The 16,789-nt window shown below is 71.5% G+C and carries 15 protein-coding genes; 6 read left to right on the top strand and 9 right to left on the bottom strand.

The genetic code is table 11. The annotated features are described in order from the left end of the window. From D892_RS0103315 to D892_RS0103305, 3 genes are all read right to left on the bottom strand, one after another. Positions 1–1,299 carry a cytochrome P450 gene (locus D892_RS0103315; RefSeq protein WP_024799886.1) on the bottom strand — a complete coding sequence of 433 codons (1,299 nt, stop codon included), beginning with the start codon at positions 1,297–1,299 and terminating at the stop codon, positions 1–3. Between the two features lie 145 nt (positions 1,300–1,444). Continuing rightward, positions 1,445–2,161 carry a TIGR03089 family protein gene (locus tag D892_RS40265; protein WP_036568001.1) on the bottom strand — a complete coding sequence of 239 codons (717 nt, stop codon included), beginning with the start codon at positions 2,159–2,161 and terminating at the stop codon, positions 1,445–1,447. Next, entirely contained in the window at positions 2,149–3,576 is a 1,428-nt protein-coding gene (locus D892_RS0103305; RefSeq protein WP_036567999.1) for an LCP family protein, read from the bottom strand. Before D892_RS0103305 ends, D892_RS40265 begins: the two co-directional genes overlap by 13 nt. Positions 3,577–3,925: 349 nt before the next feature. Here D892_RS0103305 and rfbD point away from each other — a divergent pair, with 349 nt between their 5' ends. From rfbD to D892_RS0103280, 5 genes are all read left to right on the top strand, one after another. After that, on the top strand, positions 3,926–4,792 hold the full coding sequence (gene rfbD / locus D892_RS0103300; RefSeq protein WP_036567996.1) for a dTDP-4-dehydrorhamnose reductase: 867 nt from the start codon (positions 3,926–3,928) through the stop codon (positions 4,790–4,792). Between the two features lie 11 nt (positions 4,793–4,803). Continuing rightward, positions 4,804–5,691 (top strand): glycosyltransferase family 2 protein, encoded by an 888-nt coding sequence (locus D892_RS0103295; RefSeq protein WP_024799883.1) that lies wholly within the window; start codon positions 4,804–4,806, stop codon positions 5,689–5,691. A 61-nt stretch (positions 5,692–5,752) separates the two neighbouring features. Next, positions 5,753–6,901, top strand: coding sequence for a sugar phosphate nucleotidyltransferase (locus D892_RS0103290; protein ID WP_232235964.1), 1,149 nt, complete (start codon positions 5,753–5,755; stop codon positions 6,899–6,901). A gap of 322 nt (positions 6,902–7,223) precedes the next feature. Then, positions 7,224–7,796, top strand: coding sequence for a TetR/AcrR family transcriptional regulator (locus D892_RS0103285; protein ID WP_024799881.1), 573 nt, complete (start codon positions 7,224–7,226; stop codon positions 7,794–7,796). 72 nt (positions 7,797–7,868) lie between these two features. Continuing rightward, on the top strand, positions 7,869–9,332 hold the full coding sequence (locus D892_RS0103280; RefSeq protein ID WP_024799880.1) for an NAD(P)/FAD-dependent oxidoreductase: 1,464 nt from the start codon (positions 7,869–7,871) through the stop codon (positions 9,330–9,332). A 185-nt stretch (positions 9,333–9,517) separates the two neighbouring features. Here D892_RS0103280 and D892_RS0103270 read toward each other — a convergent pair whose 3' ends face one another. From D892_RS0103270 to D892_RS0103250, 5 genes are all read right to left on the bottom strand, one after another. Continuing rightward, complete coding sequence (locus D892_RS0103270; RefSeq protein ID WP_024799879.1) at positions 9,518–10,438, bottom strand: cation diffusion facilitator family transporter; 921 nt, start codon at positions 10,436–10,438, stop codon at positions 9,518–9,520. 160 nt (positions 10,439–10,598) lie between these two features. Continuing rightward, positions 10,599–11,894 (bottom strand): mannose-6-phosphate isomerase, class I, encoded by a 1,296-nt coding sequence (gene manA / locus D892_RS0103265; RefSeq protein ID WP_024799878.1) that lies wholly within the window; start codon positions 11,892–11,894, stop codon positions 10,599–10,601. Continuing rightward, positions 11,894–13,102 (bottom strand): hypothetical protein, encoded by a 1,209-nt coding sequence (locus tag D892_RS0103260; RefSeq protein ID WP_024799877.1) that lies wholly within the window; start codon positions 13,100–13,102, stop codon positions 11,894–11,896. The genes manA and D892_RS0103260 overlap by 1 nt, the downstream gene beginning before the upstream one ends. A 103-nt stretch (positions 13,103–13,205) precedes the next feature. Continuing rightward, positions 13,206–14,819 (bottom strand): phosphomannomutase/phosphoglucomutase, encoded by a 1,614-nt coding sequence (locus D892_RS40260; protein ID WP_024799876.1) that lies wholly within the window; start codon positions 14,817–14,819, stop codon positions 13,206–13,208. A 491-nt stretch (positions 14,820–15,310) separates the two neighbouring features. After that, positions 15,311–15,703 (bottom strand): DUF3499 domain-containing protein, encoded by a 393-nt coding sequence (locus tag D892_RS0103250; RefSeq protein WP_036566695.1) that lies wholly within the window; start codon positions 15,701–15,703, stop codon positions 15,311–15,313. A 93-nt stretch (positions 15,704–15,796) separates the two neighbouring features. Between D892_RS0103250 and D892_RS0103245 the strand changes: the two genes are divergently transcribed. Next, entirely contained in the window at positions 15,797–16,270 is a 474-nt protein-coding gene (locus D892_RS0103245; protein WP_036566693.1) for a metallopeptidase family protein, read from the top strand. Between the two features lie 60 nt (positions 16,271–16,330). On the opposite strand, the gene D892_RS0103240 is transcribed toward D892_RS0103245, so the two are convergent. After that, entirely contained in the window at positions 16,331–16,564 is a 234-nt protein-coding gene (locus D892_RS0103240) for a WhiB family transcriptional regulator (RefSeq protein WP_024799873.1), read from the bottom strand. Between the last annotated feature and the right edge of the window lie 225 nt (positions 16,565–16,789).

Raw genomic sequence — 16,789 nt, 5'->3', positions numbered from 1 at the left:
TCAGGCGGCCGTCGGCTGCTCGGCGCGCCGGCCGAGCAGCACCGGCATGTGGCTGTAGCCGTGCAGGGTGAACAGCGGCCGCCGCTGCGGCGGACCGTCCAATTGCAGATCCGGGAAGCGCTCGAACAGCGCCCGTAGCGCGTACGCGCCCTCCATCCGGGCCAGGCTGGCGCCCAGGCAGACGTGAATGCCCGACGAGAACGTCAGATGGTCCTTGGCATTGGCGCGGGTGATGTCGAAACGGTGCGGATCCTCGAAGACCTGCGGATCGCGGTTGGCGCCGGCGAGCAGCAACATGACGGTGCTGCCCGCGCGCACGGGCACACCGGCGAGTTCGATGTCGTCGCGGTTTATCCGGCCGGTGTTCTGCACCGGGGCGTCGAAACGCAGCACCTCCTCGACCGCATTCGGCCACAGCTCCGGCTCCTCGCGCAGCCGGGCCAGCTGGTCGGGATGGTTCACCAGCAGCGCGACGCCGTTGCTGATGAGGTTCACGGTGGTCTCGAAGCCGGCGCCCATCAGCAGCGTCGCCGAGGCCTTCAGCTCCCGGTCGTCCAGCTCGCCGGCGGTGACCAGGCCGGAGAGGATGTCCTCGCCGGGCTCGCGGCGCAGCCGGGCGATGTGCTCGTCGAGATAGCCGTCCATCGAGAGCAGGGCGGCCGACGCGGTCCGGATCGTGGGCCAGCTCGGTCCGATATCCAGCAGCGGTGAGGCGGCGTCGCCCCAGGCGAGGAAGCGCTCGCGCTCGGAATCGGGGAAGCCGAGCATTTCGGAGATGATCGCGATCGGCACCTGCGAGGCGTAGGCGGCGACCAGGTCCGCCGAGCCCCTCGAGGGGAGGGCGTCGAGCAGTTCCGCCGTTACCGATTCGACGCGATCGCGCAGGCGGCCGATCGCGCGCGGGGTGAAGGCGGACGCCACCGGCTTGCGCATCCGGGTGTGGTCGGGCGGATCGATCACCAGCATCGACGGCGGGCTCACCGGATTCGGTGGTAGCTCCGCCCGGTCCATCACCCAGCGCAGCGGTTTCGGCACGAAGCCCTCGGCGGCCGCGACCCGGAAGCTGTTGTCGCGCAGGATGGTGCGGCACAGTTCGTGGTCGGTCGTCACCCAGCCCAGCGGGGTGCGTACCAGCCGCCCCCGGTCGCGCAGCGATTCGAGCAGCGGTATCGGGTCGTGTACCCCGGCGGGCGCGGACATCAGCCGCGCCAGCGTATCTCCGCGCCGGGAGTGAGTTTGCAGGACCAATCGCGGAATGCCCTGAACCACCATCCACCGGAACCAGTATCGCGGCTTCATTGCCATCCCCCGTTCGTCGTCGGGCCCGCTGTCGATCCTGCACGTCCTAGGTCTCACGGTACGGACAAGCGCCCCGCGGCGAAACGTCCCGCAGGTGGACTCGCCTCACCTACCGCGGTAGGAGACGGGTTCCGGCCGGAGCCGCTCAGGGCCGGGTGGCGGTGACGCGTTCGGTGCGGATGCGGTCGTCGCGCCGGGCCGGGTCGGGATCGGCGACCTGGACCAGGGAGGCCCCGGCGGCATAGACGGCGAGCAGCCCGTCGATCAGTTCGTCCGGGGTGTCCCACAGGCTTTCGGACAGCACCCGGTCCGACTCCGAAAAACCTTGGCGGGCAGCGGATTTGCGAGCCTCGGCGAGTACGTCACCGACGGGCATCCCGGCCAGCGCAACCCCGGCGCCGCCGGGGTGGAACCGGTCGCCGTGGGTGCGCACGGAGGTCGCGAAGTCGGTGACCCCGACCGGCAGATCGGGCACGGGGGCGCCCAGCGCGTCCAGCGACAGCACCGCCGTCTCGGGCACATCCCCGGCCTCGTCGAGCCGGTCGGCCGTCACCAGTGCCAGCTCGGCGTCGGCGTTCGGGTGCAGCACCACCTCGGCGCCGGCCCACCAGCAGCCCAGCAGAACCGCCGCGGTCTGCCAGTGCGCCGGCAGCACGACGGCCACCCGGTTGCCCGGAGCGATGCCGAACTCGTCGCGAATCAGGTTGGCGGTCTTGGCCGCCCAGTTCGCCAGCGTCAGCGCGGACAGTTCGATGCGGGCGCCGGTGGCGTCGTCGTAGTAGGTGATCCGCGGACCGGCGGCGTCGCGGGCGAGGATCGGATCGAGCAGTGCCTCGGTGACGGTCTGGTTCAGTTCACGCATTTCGGTCCGTTCTGGCCTGCGGTGATGGGTGGCGCGGGCGGCACCGGCGTCGCCGTGCCCGAGGATCCCGTGCCGGCGGAGCCGGACATGTCGAACAGGCTGCCCGCCGCCGAACCCGGACCAGAATAGTCACCGGCCAGCACCACCCGGGGCGCGCCCTCCGGCAGTCCGGCCTCCGCCCGCACCGGCAGCCCGCCCAGCGCCTGCGCCACCGCCTTCGCCTTCTCGTCGGAGGTGTCGCCCGCCAGCACCCGGCTGCTCTGCACCGGGCCCCCGATCCAGTTGTCCACCGTGCCGGTGCGGAAACCCTTGCCCACCAACGCCTGCGCCACCTGTCCGGCCATCCCCGGCGTCCCGCCGGCGTTGAACACGTCCGCGGTGACCGTCGACGGGTCGACCGCGCCCGACCCCTTCGGCTTGTCGTCGACCATCCTCGCGACCTGGGACCGCACCGTCGACGGGTCGACCTTCACCACCGACTCGCCGTCGGCGGTGGTGCCGTTGAGATCCTGGACCGGAATCGTCTCGAACTTCACCCGCCCGCCGGACAGGTCCCGCAACTGCTGCAGGAACTGCACCACGTCCCAGTCCTCGTCGAGCACGATGGTCCGCCCGACCGCGTCGCTGAGCTGCCGCAACTTCCCCGGATCGGCGAGCATCCGCGCGCTCAGCGCCTGCTGCACCAGCCCCGCCATGAACACCTGCTGCCGCACGATCCGATCCAGGTCGCCGCGCGGCAGGTCGTGGCGCTGGCGCACGAAACTCAGCGCCTCCGGCCCGCTGAGGCGCTGCTCACCGGCCGGGAATTCGGCGCCCGACAGCGGTTCGTCGACCGCGTCGTTCAGGCAGACGTCCACGCCGCCGACGGCGTCGGTGAGCAGGACGAACCCCAGCAGGCTCACCTCCGCGTAGTGGTCGACGGTGATGCCGGTGAGGTTGGCGACCGACTTGATCAGCGCCTGCCGACCGGCCTCGGTGGCCTGCCGCTCCGCATCGGCCCCCGTCTTGCCCTGCCCGGCCAGCTTGTCCCGGGACGCCTGGGAGGCGTTGCCGTACACCGAATTGATCTTGCCCTTCCCGCCGCTGCCGGGAATATCGACATAGGAGTCGCGGGGGATGGATACGGCGGTGGCGGAGCGGCCGTCGTTGGGCACCCGGACCAGCACGAGCGTGTCGGTATTGGTCCCCGATTCGTCGCCGGCGTGCAACATCGCGCGCTCGTCGTCGCTCAGCGGATTGCCGCGGGCGTCGGTGCGACTGTCGATGCCGACCATCAGGATGTCGGTGGCGCCGTCGCCGGCGCCGCCCAGCCCCAGATTGCCGATCCGCTGGATGCCGGAGACCAGGCCGTCGACGCTGTGCCAGCCGAATCCGGTCACGATGAAGACGATGGCGGCCGCCGCGACGGCCAGCATCCGCCCGGACCGGCCGCCCGGTGTCCCGGTGCCCTCCGGCAGCCACCCGCCGCCGCGCAGGGCCGATGAACCGGCGCCGCGCGACCGCGACGGCCTCGGTTCCCGTCTGCTCTGCCGCACTCCCGCGTTCCTTTCGAGCTTGCCCCGGGGCCCCCGCCCTGTCGGCACCTCCCCGGCCCTGTTCGCGTGTCCACCTCGAAACGAGGCTAGCCAACGCGGCGGCGCCGACGGTTCAACCGCTGATGGCGTGGCGTGCCAGACTTGCCGCGTGAGTGCTGTGCCCGCCGGACCGTCGCCCGCCGAATCGCCGCCCGCCGAATCGCCGCCCTTCGGAGGACTACCCGCTCGTCTGCTCGTTACCGGTGCCCAGGGGCAACTGGGCCGCGCCGTCCTCGACTCGGCGCCCGGCGCGATCGGTCTCGGCCGCCGGGATCTGGACATCACCGACCCCGCCGCCGTGCGCGCCGCGCTGCGCCCCGGCGACGTCGTACTCAACTGCGCCGCGTACACGGCCGTCGACGCCGCCGAATCCGATCCCGCAACGGCGTTCGCGGGCAACGAGACCGGACCCGCCGTGCTGGCCGAGGCGTGCGCCGCGGTGGGCGCCGGGCTGGTGCACGTCTCCACCGACTACGTCTTCGACGGCACCGCGGATCGGCCCTACGAACCGGCCGATCCGACCGGGCCGACCAGCGTGTACGGGCGATCCAAGCTGGCCGGTGAGCGGGCCGTGCGGCGGCTGGCGCCGGCGGCGCACATCGTGCGCACCGCCTGGGTGTACACCGGCGACCACGGCGATTTCGTCGCCACCATGCGGCGCCTGGAACGCACCCGCGACACGGTGACCGTGGTCGACGACCAGATCGGCTCGCCGACCTTCGCCCCCGACCTGGCCGCCGGACTGCTGGAGCTGGTCTCCCGGTCGGCGGCCGGCGCCGCGCTCCCGCCGATCCTGCACGCCACCAACGGCGGCCGCGCGAGCTGGTTCGAGGTCGCCCGCGCGGTATTCGCCGGAGTGGGCGCCGATCCGGCCCGGGTGCGTCCGTGCACCAGCGACGAATACCCGAGTCCCGTACGGCGCCCGGCGTATTCGGTGCTGTCGAACCGGACGTGGGCCGACGCCGGCCTCACCCCGCTGCGGGATTGGCGGGCGGCGCTGGAGGAGGCACTGCGGCGGCAGTCGCTGGGGAACCCACTGCCTCGGACCGCCGACTAGGCTGCTCCGTCGTGAGTGATTCGGATTCACGGCCGAGCCTGGCCGTCGTCACGGTGACCTATTCGCCCGGCGAGCACCTCGAGCACTTCGTCAGCACGCTGGCCACCGCCACCAGCGAGAAGCCGCAGGTCATCCTGGCCGACAACGGCTCGACCGACGGGGCTCCGGAACTGGCCGCCGAGGCGAACGAGCATGTGCGCCTGCTGCACACCGGCGGCAACATCGGTTACGGCGGCGCCGTCAACCGAGCCGTGGCCGAGATCGATCCGGAGATCGAATTCGTCGTCATCGCCAACCCGGACATCCGCTGGAGCACCGACTCCATCGACGAACTGCTGGCCGCCGCCCGGCGCTGGCCGCGGGCGGGAGCGCTGGGCCCGGTCGTGCGCGAGCCCGACGGCAGCCTCTATCCGTCGGCGCGCTCGGTGCCCGGACTGCTCGACGGCGCCGGGCATGCCGTGCTCGGTACCGTCTGGCCCGGCAACCCGTGGACCCGGCGGTACCGCCAGGAGAACGAGGAGATCTCCGAGCGCACCGTCGGCTGGCTGTCGGGTTCCTGCCTGCTGGTGCGCCGCGCCGCCTTCGACACCATCGACGGCTTCGACTCCCGGTATTTCATGTACATGGAGGATGTCGACTTCGGCGACCGGATGGGCCGGGCCGGCTGGCACAATGTGTATGTGCCGTCGGCCGAGGTCACCCACGCGAAGGGGCATGCGGCCGGGCGGAATCCGGAGGCCATGCTGCCCGCCCATCATGCCTCCGCGTACCGTTTTCAGGCCGATCGGCATCCGCACTGGTGGCAGGCGCCGTTGCGGTTGGCGTTGCGCGCCGGACTTGCCATCCGCTGTCGGCTTGCGGTTCGATCTGCGCTGCGTGAGCGCGACCGCGCGGCGTAGGACGAGGCGACGATCAGCGCTCCACGTGTCGCGTGGACCAATCCGAACAAGGGGAGAGTGGATGCCGGACACCGCTGCTGTGTCTTCCGGCGGCGTTGGCGAGCCCGCCGTGGCGACGCAGGCCGCCGCCTCCGGGCCGGGCGCCCGGACCGATGCCGTGATTCTGGTCGGCGGCCAGGGCACCCGGCTGCGTCCGCTGACGCTGTCCGCGCCCAAGCCGATGCTGCCGGTGGCCGGCCTGCCGTTCCTGCGACATCTGTTCGCCCGCATCGCCGCGGCCGGCATCACCCACGTCGTGCTCGGCACCTCGTTCAAGGCGGAGGTGTTCGAGGAGCACTTCGGTGACGGCGCCGATCTCGGCCTGGAGATCGAATACGTCACCGAGACCGACCCGCTGGGCACCGGCGGCGCGATCCGCAACGTGCTGCCGCGCCTGCGCGCCGATACCGTGCTGGTGTTCAACGGCGACGTGCTCGGTGGCGCCGATCTGGGCGCGGTGCTCGACACCCACGCCGCCACCAGCGCCGACGTCACGCTGCATCTGGTGCGGGTGAGCGATCCGCGCGCATTCGGCTGCGTGCCCACCGACGAGTCCGGTCGCGTGACGGCGTTCCTGGAGAAGACCCAGGATCCGCCGACCGATCAGATCAATGCCGGTTGCTATGTGTTCCGGCGCGAGTACATCGAGAAGATCCCGGCCGGTCGCCCCGTCTCGGTGGAGCGCGAGGTGTTCCCGTCGCTGCTGGCCGAGGGCGCGCATATCCAGGGCCACGTCGACAATTCGTACTGGCGGGATATGGGCACCCCCGAGGATTTCGTGCGCGGTTCCGCGGACCTGGTGCGCGGTATCGCACCCTCACCCGCGCTGCCGGGTCAGCGCGGGGAGGCGCTGGTGCACGCCGGCGCCGGGATCGCGCCGGGCGCGCTGCTGATCGGCGGCACGGTCGTCGGCCGCGGCGCGGAGGTGGGCGCCGGCGCGCGACTGGACGGGGCCGTCCTGTTCGACGGCGCGCGCGTGGAAGCCGGTGCGACGGTGGAGCGTTCGATCATCGGTTTCGGCGCCCGCATCGGGCCGCGCGCCCTGGTCCGCGACGCCGTGATCGGCGACGGCGCGATCGTCGGCGCCCGCTGCGAACTACTACGCGGGGCGCGCATCTGGCCCGGCGTCGACATCCCCGACGGCGGTATCCGCTTCTCCACAGACGTGTAACCGGCCCGGCCCGCCGCTCGTGTGCCGGGCGCGGGGCCATCGCCGAACGTGGCCGGTCGAGTCCGCGACGACCGGCCACGTGGCGGTACGGGGTCATGTGGGCGCGGCGGCATGACCGGTCGGTGGTGTTTCCGGCTGCCGTTCTCGGCGCAGCAGGCCGGCCGTGGCGATCGGTGCCGCCGTGAGGCCGTGGATACCGAAGGCGGCTTCTGCGGAGCGGTGATAATGCAGCCTTCTGGGGAGCAGTGATAATGCGGCACGGTCGGCATGTCGACGGTAGCCCGCACCGAGCTATCTTGTCTAGCAGTGCTAGGATTCGGCGATGGGCACGCAGACGCGAAAGGAACGGCAGCGCGCCGAGCGGCATCGGCTGATCGTCGACACCGCCCGCGAGATCGCCGAGACGCAGGGCTGGGACGCGGTGACCGTGCGGCGGCTGGCCGAGGCGATCGAATACAGCCAGCCGGTGCTCTACAGCCACTTCGCCGGCAAGGACGCGATCGTGGCCGCCGTGGCCGAACAGGGCTGCGCCGAGCTGGCGGTCGAGGCCCGGCGGTTGCGCGAGGCCGCGTCGTCACCGGAGCAGGCGCTGACCGAGGTGGCGCGGGGCTACCTGGACTTCGCGCGCCGCAGCCCCGCGCTCTACGACGCCATGTTCGTACAGAAGGTGGACCTGAAGTTCGGTGCGGACGCACCCCAGGCCCTGCGTGACGCCTTCGGCGAGCTGGCCGCCGTCTTCGGCCCCTTCGCCGCCGACGACGATGTGGAGACCTTCACCGAGGTCGCCTGGGCCGCCATGCACGGCCTGGTGACCCTCGACCAGGACGGGCGCCTGCGGCCCGAATTCCGCGACCAGCGCCTGGCCATTCTCGTGCGGCACTGGATTCGCGGCTGAGCAACCGCGGGGTGTCGATGCCGGCTCCGTGATCGTCTCGGCATGCCGTGTCCTCCACCTACAGTGGTGATCATGGCGGATGCGGTAGTGGTCGGGGCGGGGCCCAACGGGCTTGCCGCGGCCGTGGTTCTGGCCCGGGCGGGGCTCGAGGTCGAGGTACACGAGGCGGGCGAGACGATCGGCGGCGGCTGCCGGACCGCCGAGCTGACGCTGCCGGGCTACCGGCACGACGTGTGCGCGGGCGCGCATCCGCTGGCGTTGGCGTCGCCGTACTTCCGGGCCTTCGACCTGGCCGCACACGGCGTGGAGCTGCTGACGCCCGAGGCGTCCTACGCGCATCCGCTGGACGGCGGTACGGCGGGCGTGGCGTGGCGGGACCTGGATCGGACGGTGGCGGAGCTGGGCCGTGACGGCGCGGCGTGGCGCGGGTTGTTCGGTCCGCTGGCGCGGCACTGGGAGCGCGTCGTCGATCTCGCGACGTCGGATCTGCGGCACCCGCCGCCCGATCCGGTGACGGTCGTGCGGTTCGGCCGGCGGCTGCTCGAGCAGTCTTCGCCGCTGTGGGGCATGCGTTTTCGTGAGGACGCCGCGGCGGCGCTGCTGACCGGGGTGAGCGCGCACGCCATCATCCCGCCGCGGGCTCCCTCGGCCGCGGGCGTCGCGCTGATGCTCGGCACCCTGGCCCACGCCGGAGGCTGGGTCATCCCGCGCGGCGGCAGCCAGACCATCGTGGACGTGCTGGCGGCCGAGGTCGAGCGGCACGGCGGGCGGATCGTCACCGGGCATCGCGTCGAGTCGCTGGCCGAATTCGACGGTGCGCGAGCGGTTCTCCTCGATACCGCCCCCACCGAGCTGCTCGGTCTGGCCGGCGATCGGCTACCGGCCGGATACGCGAAGCGGCTGGCGCGATTCCGCTACGGCGGCGCCGCCTGCAAGGTCGATTTCGCGCTGTCGGGCCCGGTGCCGTGGCAGGCCGCGGGATGCGACCGGGCGGGCACGCTGCATCTGATCGGCACCCGTGCCGAGTCGGTAGCCGCCGAAAAGGCTGTCGCCGTGGGCACATACGCCGAGCGCCCGTTCGTGCTGGTGATCCAGCCGGGCGTGGTGGACTCCTCGCGCGCCCCGGACGGCGGGCACACGCTCTACGCCTACGCGCACGTGCCCAACGGCTCCACCCGCGACGTCAGCGAGGCCGTCGTCGACCAGATCGAGCGCTTCGCACCGGGTTTCCGCGATCTGATCCTGGCCCGGCACGTGCGCACCGCAGCGGCCATGCCGGCCTACAACGCCAACTACGTCGGCGGCGATATCGCGGCCGGTGCGATGACCTTGCGGCAGACCGTCTTCCGCCCCACGCCGCGCTGGAACCCGTACTCCACCCCCCTCCCGGGCGTCTACCACTGCTCCTCGGCCACCCCGCCCGGCCCGGGCGTGCACGGCATGTGCGGCCTGCACGCCGTCCGCCACGTCCTGCGCGACCGCTTCGGCATCCACACCGACCCTCTGACCCTGCTGCGCACGCCGTCGCTGACATGAGCGTCCTCGAGGTCACCGGCCACCCTGTCGAGGGCCTGCGCGAATTTCCCGAGCGGCCCGTCACGACCCGTTCGACCGCCTGATCACCGCGCAGGCATACTGCGAGCGACTCCGCCTGCTGACCGCCGACAAGGTATAGCTTGCTCTGGGCCGCGATTTCGTCGTCGACTCGACTCGATGGGGCGTCAGACCGGCTGGGTCCGGTACAGGTCGGGCTCGATGTACATGACGCGGGCGACCGGGACGACCTCGCGCACCCGCGTCTCGGCATCGTCGATCGCCTGCGCGATATCGGCGATCTCCAACCCCGGCACGATCGAGACCTTGGCGGCGACCAGCATCTCGTCCGGGCCCAGGTACTCGGTGCGCAGATGGATGACGCGGTCGATGCGCTCCCCGTCGACGAGTTTTTCGCGGATCTTGCGATCCTGATCGGGGGTGGCGCCCTCGCCGATGAGCAGGCTCTTCATCTCCACGATCAACACGATGGCGATGGCGCCCAGCAGAATGCCGATGCTGAGGGTGCCGATGCCGTCCCAGACCGGATCGCCCGTCACCATCGTCAGCACGACCGCCAGCAGCGCGAGAATCAGGCCGATCAGCGCGCCGGTGTCCTCCAGCAGCACCACCGGCAGTTCGGGGTTGCGCGAGTTGCGGATGAACCGCCACCAGCTCGCCCCGGCCCGCAGCGGCGCGGACTCCCGCATCGCGGTGATGAAGCTGTAGGTCTCCAGCGCCACCGCGAGAACCAGAATGACGACCGCCACGATCGGCGAGCTCAGCTCCTCCGGATGCTGCACCTTGTGGATGCCCTCGTAGAGCGCGTACATCGAGCCGAGGCTGAACAGCACCAGCGCCACGACGAACGAATAGAAGTACCGATTGCGCCCGTACCCGAACGGGTGCAGCGCGTCGGCCTCCTGCTCGGCCCGCTTCTGCCCGAGCAGCAGCAGCCCCTGGTTGCCGGTGTCGGCCACCGAGTGCACGCCCTCCGCCAGCATCGAGGCCGAGCCGGTGATCGCCGCCCCGACGAACTTCGCGATCGCGATGCCGAGATTGGCGCTGAGCGCCGCGAGGATCGCCTTCCTACCACCGCCCGCAGACATGGTGCCGCTTCGGTCCTTTCGTCGATCCGCCCCGCCCGTACGCGGGGCGTCTGGTCGGTCACGTGCCGTGCCCGTTTCGTCCGATCAACATACCCGGGCCGCGCGGCGGTGGCCGATCGCGGCGGCCGATCCGCACTCGTCACCGGCGAGGGGCGCCTGATCATACCGGCGCGGGCGCTTGATCGTTACCGACGCAGGCGCAGAACACCTGCGCCGCACCGCCGACGGCCTGCGCGCGAATATCGGTGTCGGCGGCCGAGACCCAGGCCGCGCTGCCGGGGGTGATCCGCAGCTCGTCCCCGCCGTGCCACAGCCGCACGGTCCCCGCCGTGCACAAGAGGATGCCCGGACCGCTGCGCGGCATCGGCATCGGCGCCGCCCCGGCCGCCAGCTCGAAGCGGCGCAGCTCGAATTCGGGTGCGGGCGTGAGGTATCGGTACGAGGCCGATCCCGTCCCGGCCGAACCGGTCGCGTCGGCGACGTCGACCGGTTGGGGCTCCACGATCGGCACGTCCAGCGGTTCGAAGTCCAGCACCCGCAGCAGCTCCGGCACGTCGACGTGCTTGGGGGTCAGCCCGCCGCGCAGCACATTGTCCGAGTTGGCCATGATCTCCACCCCGACCCCGCGCAGGTAGGCGTGCAGATTACCGGCCGCCAGGAACAGGCCCTGGCCCGGTTCCAGGGTGATCCGGTTGAGCAGCAGCGCGGCCAGCACGCCGGCGTCGCCCGGATAGGCCTCGGCCAGCTCCAGCGTGGTGCGTGCCTCGGCCGCGAATTCCTTCTCGGCGGAGCTGCCGTTGCCGTCGGCGGTCGTCTTGTCCGACAGGTACCGCACACAGCCGTCGAGCACCTTCGGCAGCAGGCCGGCCAGCATCGCCTGCGGCAGCGTTATCCAGGTGGTGAACAGCGTCCGCAGTCCGTCGGAGTCCGGTTGCGCGGCAAGCAGTTCGGCATAGGTGGCCAGTTCCGGCACGGCCAGTGCGTGCAGCAGCGACACGGTGCGCACGGGAGTGCGGAAGCCGGCCAGCGCCTCGAACCGCTCCAGCGCCACCACCAGTTCGGGCTTGTGGCTGTCGTCGCGGTAGTTGCGCATCGGCGAATCCAGCGGCACCCGGGTCTCGTTCTCCCGGTGGAAGCCGACGCGGGCCTGGTCGGCGCTCGGATGCGCCTGTAACGACAGCGGTTCCTCGGCGGCCAGGATCTTCAGCAGGAACGGCAGCCGTCCGTCGAAAACGGGTGCGACGGTACCCAATTCACGATGCGGATCGGCCGTCACCAGATCGAGCAGCGAGGTGGTGCGCCCGTCGACGCGCACCTGCGCCGGATCGGCCGGGTGCGCCCCGAACCACAGTTCGGCCTCCGGATGCGCGGAGGGAACCGGTCGGCCGCACAGCTGAGCTAGTGCGGTGCGCGACCCCCAAGCGTAGGAACGCAACGCACCAACGAGTTCGTGCACTAGTAGTGTCCCCCGTCGTACCGACCGCCACGGTCGTCGGCCGGCGGGCAGTCGAGCAGGCGGAGGTAGGCCGCCGCCATCTCGAGCCGGAGTATCAGTACCGCAAGCTGTTCCACCGCGCCGCCCGGCCGTAACAGCGAGCCCGCGTCGGCCGGCGCCGCCCCCGGCTCGACCGCGCGGGGTACGTCGGTATCGGTGTTCATCAGCTCCGTATCCACGGTCACCAGATCGGCGTCGACCAGCCCGGCGCCCGCGCCGAACACCGCCAGCCGCCGCCGCGCCGCCACCTGGTCGGCGTCGGAACTCACCACGAACACCCGCACCTGCTCCACCGGTGCCGGGCCGTCGAGCTGCTCGTCGTGGAACAGCGGGTCGAATCCGGGCGCCGCCCCGCCCGCCGACTCGATCATGCGTGCGTTGGCGGCCACGACATCGGTCAGATCGGTGGCGGTGGCGATCCGGCCCGCGGCCGGCAGCAGCACCTCCGCGGCGTGCGCGGCCACCTGGGTCGCGGCGGGGGAGTCGCCGGTCAGCACGATGCGCCGCTCCTGCATGCGGGCGGCGAGGGTCTTGGCCGGATTGTGGAAGACCTCGTTCTGCGGACCGTCGCGCAGCGCCTCGGCGTCCAGCACGTCGGCGAGCACGTTCAGGTCGGGGACCAGCGGGCCGATCCGGGCCGGGTCGACGGCCCGCAGCACCGCGGCGCCGATGGCGAGGTAGCGCAGCAGCCGGTTGTGATCGAGCACCCGCACCCGCGGCGGCAGCATGGCCGCCCGTCCGGCCGCCGCGGCCCGCAGCGGGCCCTCGTCGGGGGCGGCCACCACGACCTCGGCACCGCGCTTGAGGGCGCGCTCCACCGCCTCGATCAGGCGTGGATTGCCCGCGTCGTCGCCGGCCACCAGCACCACATCCAGCGGGCCCACCCACTGCGGGATGGCGGTGGCGGGCACGATCGGCAGTCCGGCACGATCGCTCAGCGCGGCCACCAGCAGCGCCGCGGCGCGCTCGGCGCGGCCCGTGCCGGATACCAGCACCAGGCTGCGCGGGCGCAGATCGTGCAGATGGGCGAGCACGTCCTCGTCGACCGCTGCGGCGGTGGCCCGCACCTGGGCGCCGCCCGAGGCGGCCGAACGCAACGTCCCCCCGGAGTCGGCGGCCTCCAGCGAGGCGACGTCATCGAGGTCGAGTACCGGTGTCCCCGCGATCATCGGGCGTTGCCACCTCCCCTCAATCGGGTCACCAGGCCGGGTGTGCACCCGGGTGAAGCTGTCACTGCGAACGAATTCGCGCCTTGTGATTCCACTATTCCAGTCAGTTGCGGACGATGCTCAGGATCTCGGTTACGAGTGCGTCTACTTCCTCCTGCGATCGTGCCTCGACGTTCAGGCGCAACAGCGGTTCGGTGTTCGAGGCGCGCAGGTTGAACCAGGCGTGGTCGGGCAGCTGCACGGTGACCCCGTCCATCCGGTCGATCGAGACGGCCCGCCCCTCGAACGCGGTGACCACCGCCATGGTCCGCTCCTTCGCGTCGGTCACCGTGGAATTGATCTCCCCGGAGGCAGCGTAGCTCGCATACGCCGCCGCCAGCTCCGACATCGTCAATTCCCGCCCCGCCCCGTCCTTCCCGCTTCCGCTGTGCTCGTTTGCGGCGTCCGCGGGCCCTGCGTGGTGACGCGGGCTGCCGCCTCCGGGCCTGACGCTCCCGCTGTGTTCGATGTCGGCGTCCGCGGGCCCTCCGTGGTTACGCAAGCTGCCGCCTCCGGGCCTGACGCTCCCGCTGTGTTCGATGTCGGCGTCCGCGGGCCCTCCGTGGTTACGCAAGCTGCCGCCTCCGGGCCTGACGCTCCCGCCGACCGCCGCCAGCACGTGCAAGGCCGCGAGCATCCCGGAATCGGCGCCCCAGAAGTCGCGGAAGTAGTAGTGCGCCGAGTGCTCACCGCCGAAAATGGCGCCCGTGGCGGCCATTTGCGCCTTGATGAAGGAATGTCCGACGCGGGTGCGCACCGGGTTGCCGCCCAGCTCGGTCACCAGCTCCGGCACCGCCCGGGAGGTGATCAGGTTGTGGATGATGGTGGCGCCCGGCTCCTTGGCCAGTTCCCGCTCGGCCACCAGCGCGGTGACGGCCGACGGCGAGACCGGCTCGCCGCGTTCGTCCACCACGAAGCAGCGGTCGGCGTCGCCGTCGAAGGCCAGCCCGATATCGGCGCCGGTCTCGCGGACGAACCGCTGCAGATCCACCAGATTCTTCGGATCCAGCGGATTGGCCTCGTGATTCGGGAAGGTGCCGTCCAGCTCGAAGTACAGCGGCTCGACGGTCAGCTGGGCGACCGGGCCGAGCACGGCGGGCACGGTGTGGCCGCCCATGCCGTTGCCCGCGTCGACGGCGACCTTCAGCGGCCGGATGTCACCGAGATCGACCAGCCCGCGCAGGAATTCGGCGTAGTCGTCGAGGAGATCCTGTTCGGTCGCGGTGCCGCGCGGGCCGTCGAACTCCGGCACGCCGCCGATCAGTTCCTCGGTGATGGTGGCCAGGCCGGTGTCCTGGCCGACCGGCAGCGCCCGGGCGCGGCACAGCTTGATGCCGTTGTAGCGGGCCGGGTTGTGGCTGGCGGTGAACATGGCGCCGGGGCAGTCCAGCCGGCCGGAGGCGAAGTACAACTCGTCGGTCGAGGCCAGGCCGATCTGCACCACGTTCAGGCCCTGCGCCAGCACGCCCTCGGCGAAGGCGCCGGTCAGCCCCGGCGAGGAGGCGCGCATATCGTGCCCGATCACGACCCGCTCCGCGCCCTCGCCGCGCATCAGCCGGGCGAACGAGGCGCCGACGTCGCGCACGAAGTCCGCATCGATCTGCTCGCCGACCACCCCGCGCACGTCATAAGCCTTGACAACGGCGTTCACGGACTCGGCAGACCGGGCGACTGTCATGGGAACACCCTAATAGGCCGGGGCGGGCGAGCGTATTCGGTACACCTACGGGTGTGCTGAGAACGGCCCGACTTCGCCGTAAGCGAACAGGCGGCCGAGCGGTAGGCGACCTGGTCCGCCGTGCCGTAGGTGGGCGATTTGCCGCGCCGTAGGGGGTCGGCCGGACGCCGGGTGAACGGTCTTGCTCGGAGCACGAACGAACGAGGTAATCCGGGCCGCGGAACAAGATGAACCGGTCGGCGGGCGGATACAGCAGCCCCGCGATAGGAGAAGACGGGCAGCTACACGGCGGGTCGATACAGTTGCGCGGCGGCCGAATACGGTCGTTGCGCGGTGGGTGGATCCGGCAGCTACAACGGTGGGGCGCACGGCAGTTGCGCGCAGGTGGGTACGGCAGCCGCGCGGCGGGCGAAGACGGCGGTAGGGCGGCGGTTGGATACGGCGGCAGTGCAGGTGAGGAGCTCGGCGGGCGGTGGTCGGCTACGCGAGTGTCAGTTCGGCGGATCCGGCAGGACGCGCAGATGTCCGCGGCGGCCGGTGCGGCCGGGACGACCGGAGCGGGCGGGCCGGGGCGGGGCCGGGGGACTGTCCTGATATCCGCGCTGTTCGGGTTCGGGTGCGCGCCGACGCATTCCGGCCTCGCGAACCGCCTCGGCGAGGGCGGTCAGATCGTCCTCGTCGGGAGCGGAGAAGCCGCCCTCGTGCCGGACCATCTCCCAGCCCTTGGGCGCGGTGATCCGGGAACCGTGGGTGTCGCAGAGATCCCAGGAGTGCGGCTCGGCGACGGTGGCCAGCGGGCCGACGACGGCCGTCGAATCCGAGTACACGTAGGTGAGCGTCGCGACGGCCGGGTTCTTGCAGCCTGGGCGGCAGCAGCGACGCATGGGAATCACGCCAAGGAGCGTAACTCGCCACCGGCCCCGGCGTGGCGAGACACGCTCGAACCTCCCGAACTCACGGGGTACTAGATTCGACACATGACCCGTTCACGCAAGCGTTCGCCCACCGCGCGGTCGGTGATACGCCGCGGGCGCGGTGTTCGCGGGCCCGTGCTGCCGCCCACCGTGCCCGCCTGGCGCACCCGGGGGCAGCAGTTCGACCGGCTGGTGCTGGAGGCGTTCGCCCCGCTGGACGGCCGCTGGCACGATCGGCTCACCAAGCTGGACATCGCCGTCGACGATGTGCCGAAAATCCGCCCGCTGCACCCGGATTCGGTGACCTGGCCGGACGAGGTGGTCGCCGACGGCCCGGTGCCGCTGTCGCGCCTCGTCCCGGCCGGGGTCGACCGGCACGGCGCGGCGACCAGGGCCAGGGTCGTGCTGTTCCGCAAGCCGCTGGAGTTGCGCGCGGGCGACCCGGACGATCTGGTGGACCTCCTACGCGAGGTCCTGGTGCAGCAGATCGCCACCTATCTGGGGGTCGACCCGGACGTCATCGATCCGGCGGAATAACCGTGATCGATCGGGCGGAACGACCGTGCCGGCGACCCGGCCGCCGCGACGGGCGGCCGGTCAGCTGATGCCGCGCTTGAGCCGCCGGCGCTCCCGCTCCGACAGACCGCCCCAGATGCCGAAGCGCTCATCGTGCGCGAGGGCGTATTCCAGGCACTCGTCGCGGACCTCGCAGCCCATGCAGATCCGCTTCGCCTCGCGGGTCGAGCCGCCCTTCTCCGGGAAGAACGCCTCCGGATCCGTCTGGGCGCACAGGGCGCGCTCCTGCCACTGCTCCTCGATGCTGTCGAACATCGCGTCGAAGTCGTTGACGATGAGGCTCAGTGTCGGCGTTTCGGGCGGCGGTTGCTGCGCCCGTGCCCACTGGCCTCCCGGCTGCGTCGGACTGCCCGACTCCTCCCCAGTAGTCACTGTGGCTCCCCCCTCTCGTCGTTCGTCGTTGCGGCCGTCAGTGCAGGCGCCAGGTGCTGCGCCTGCTGTGGAATCGGTTTGCGATACACCGCCCGGATTGCCCGACGG

It is taken from the genome of Nocardia sp. BMG51109 (assembly GCF_000526215.1).
GTDB lineage: Bacteria > Actinomycetota > Actinomycetes > Mycobacteriales > Mycobacteriaceae > Nocardia.
This window is presented reverse-complemented; position numbering and strand designations above follow the sequence as displayed.

Coding starts and splice junctions, on each gene's coding strand:
- D892_RS0103250 (WP_036566695.1), bottom strand. CDS start 15,703: ATGCGTCGCTGCTGCCGCCCAGGCTGCAAGAACCCGGCCGTCGCGACG.
- D892_RS0103285 (WP_024799881.1), top strand. CDS start 7,224: ATGGGCACGCAGACGCGAAAGGAACGGCAGCGCGCCGAGCGGCATCGG.
- D892_RS0103260 (WP_024799877.1), bottom strand. CDS start 13,102: ATGATCGCGGGGACACCGGTACTCGACCTCGATGACGTCGCCTCGCTG.
- D892_RS0103240 (WP_024799873.1), bottom strand. CDS start 16,564: ATGTTCGACAGCATCGAGGAGCAGTGGCAGGAGCGCGCCCTGTGCGCC.
- D892_RS0103280 (WP_024799880.1), top strand. CDS start 7,869: ATGGCGGATGCGGTAGTGGTCGGGGCGGGGCCCAACGGGCTTGCCGCG.
- D892_RS0103315 (WP_024799886.1), bottom strand. CDS start 1,299: ATGAAGCCGCGATACTGGTTCCGGTGGATGGTGGTTCAGGGCATTCCG.
- D892_RS0103305 (WP_036567999.1), bottom strand. CDS start 3,576: ATGCTGGCCGTCGCGGCGGCCGCCATCGTCTTCATCGTGACCGGATTC.
- D892_RS40265 (WP_036568001.1), bottom strand. CDS start 2,161: ATGCGTGAACTGAACCAGACCGTCACCGAGGCACTGCTCGATCCGATC.
- D892_RS40260 (WP_024799876.1), bottom strand. CDS start 14,819: ATGACAGTCGCCCGGTCTGCCGAGTCCGTGAACGCCGTTGTCAAGGCT.
- D892_RS0103245 (WP_036566693.1), top strand. CDS start 15,797: ATGACCCGTTCACGCAAGCGTTCGCCCACCGCGCGGTCGGTGATACGC.
- D892_RS0103290 (WP_232235964.1), top strand. CDS start 5,753: ATGCCGGACACCGCTGCTGTGTCTTCCGGCGGCGTTGGCGAGCCCGCC.
- D892_RS0103270 (WP_024799879.1), bottom strand. CDS start 10,438: ATGTCTGCGGGCGGTGGTAGGAAGGCGATCCTCGCGGCGCTCAGCGCC.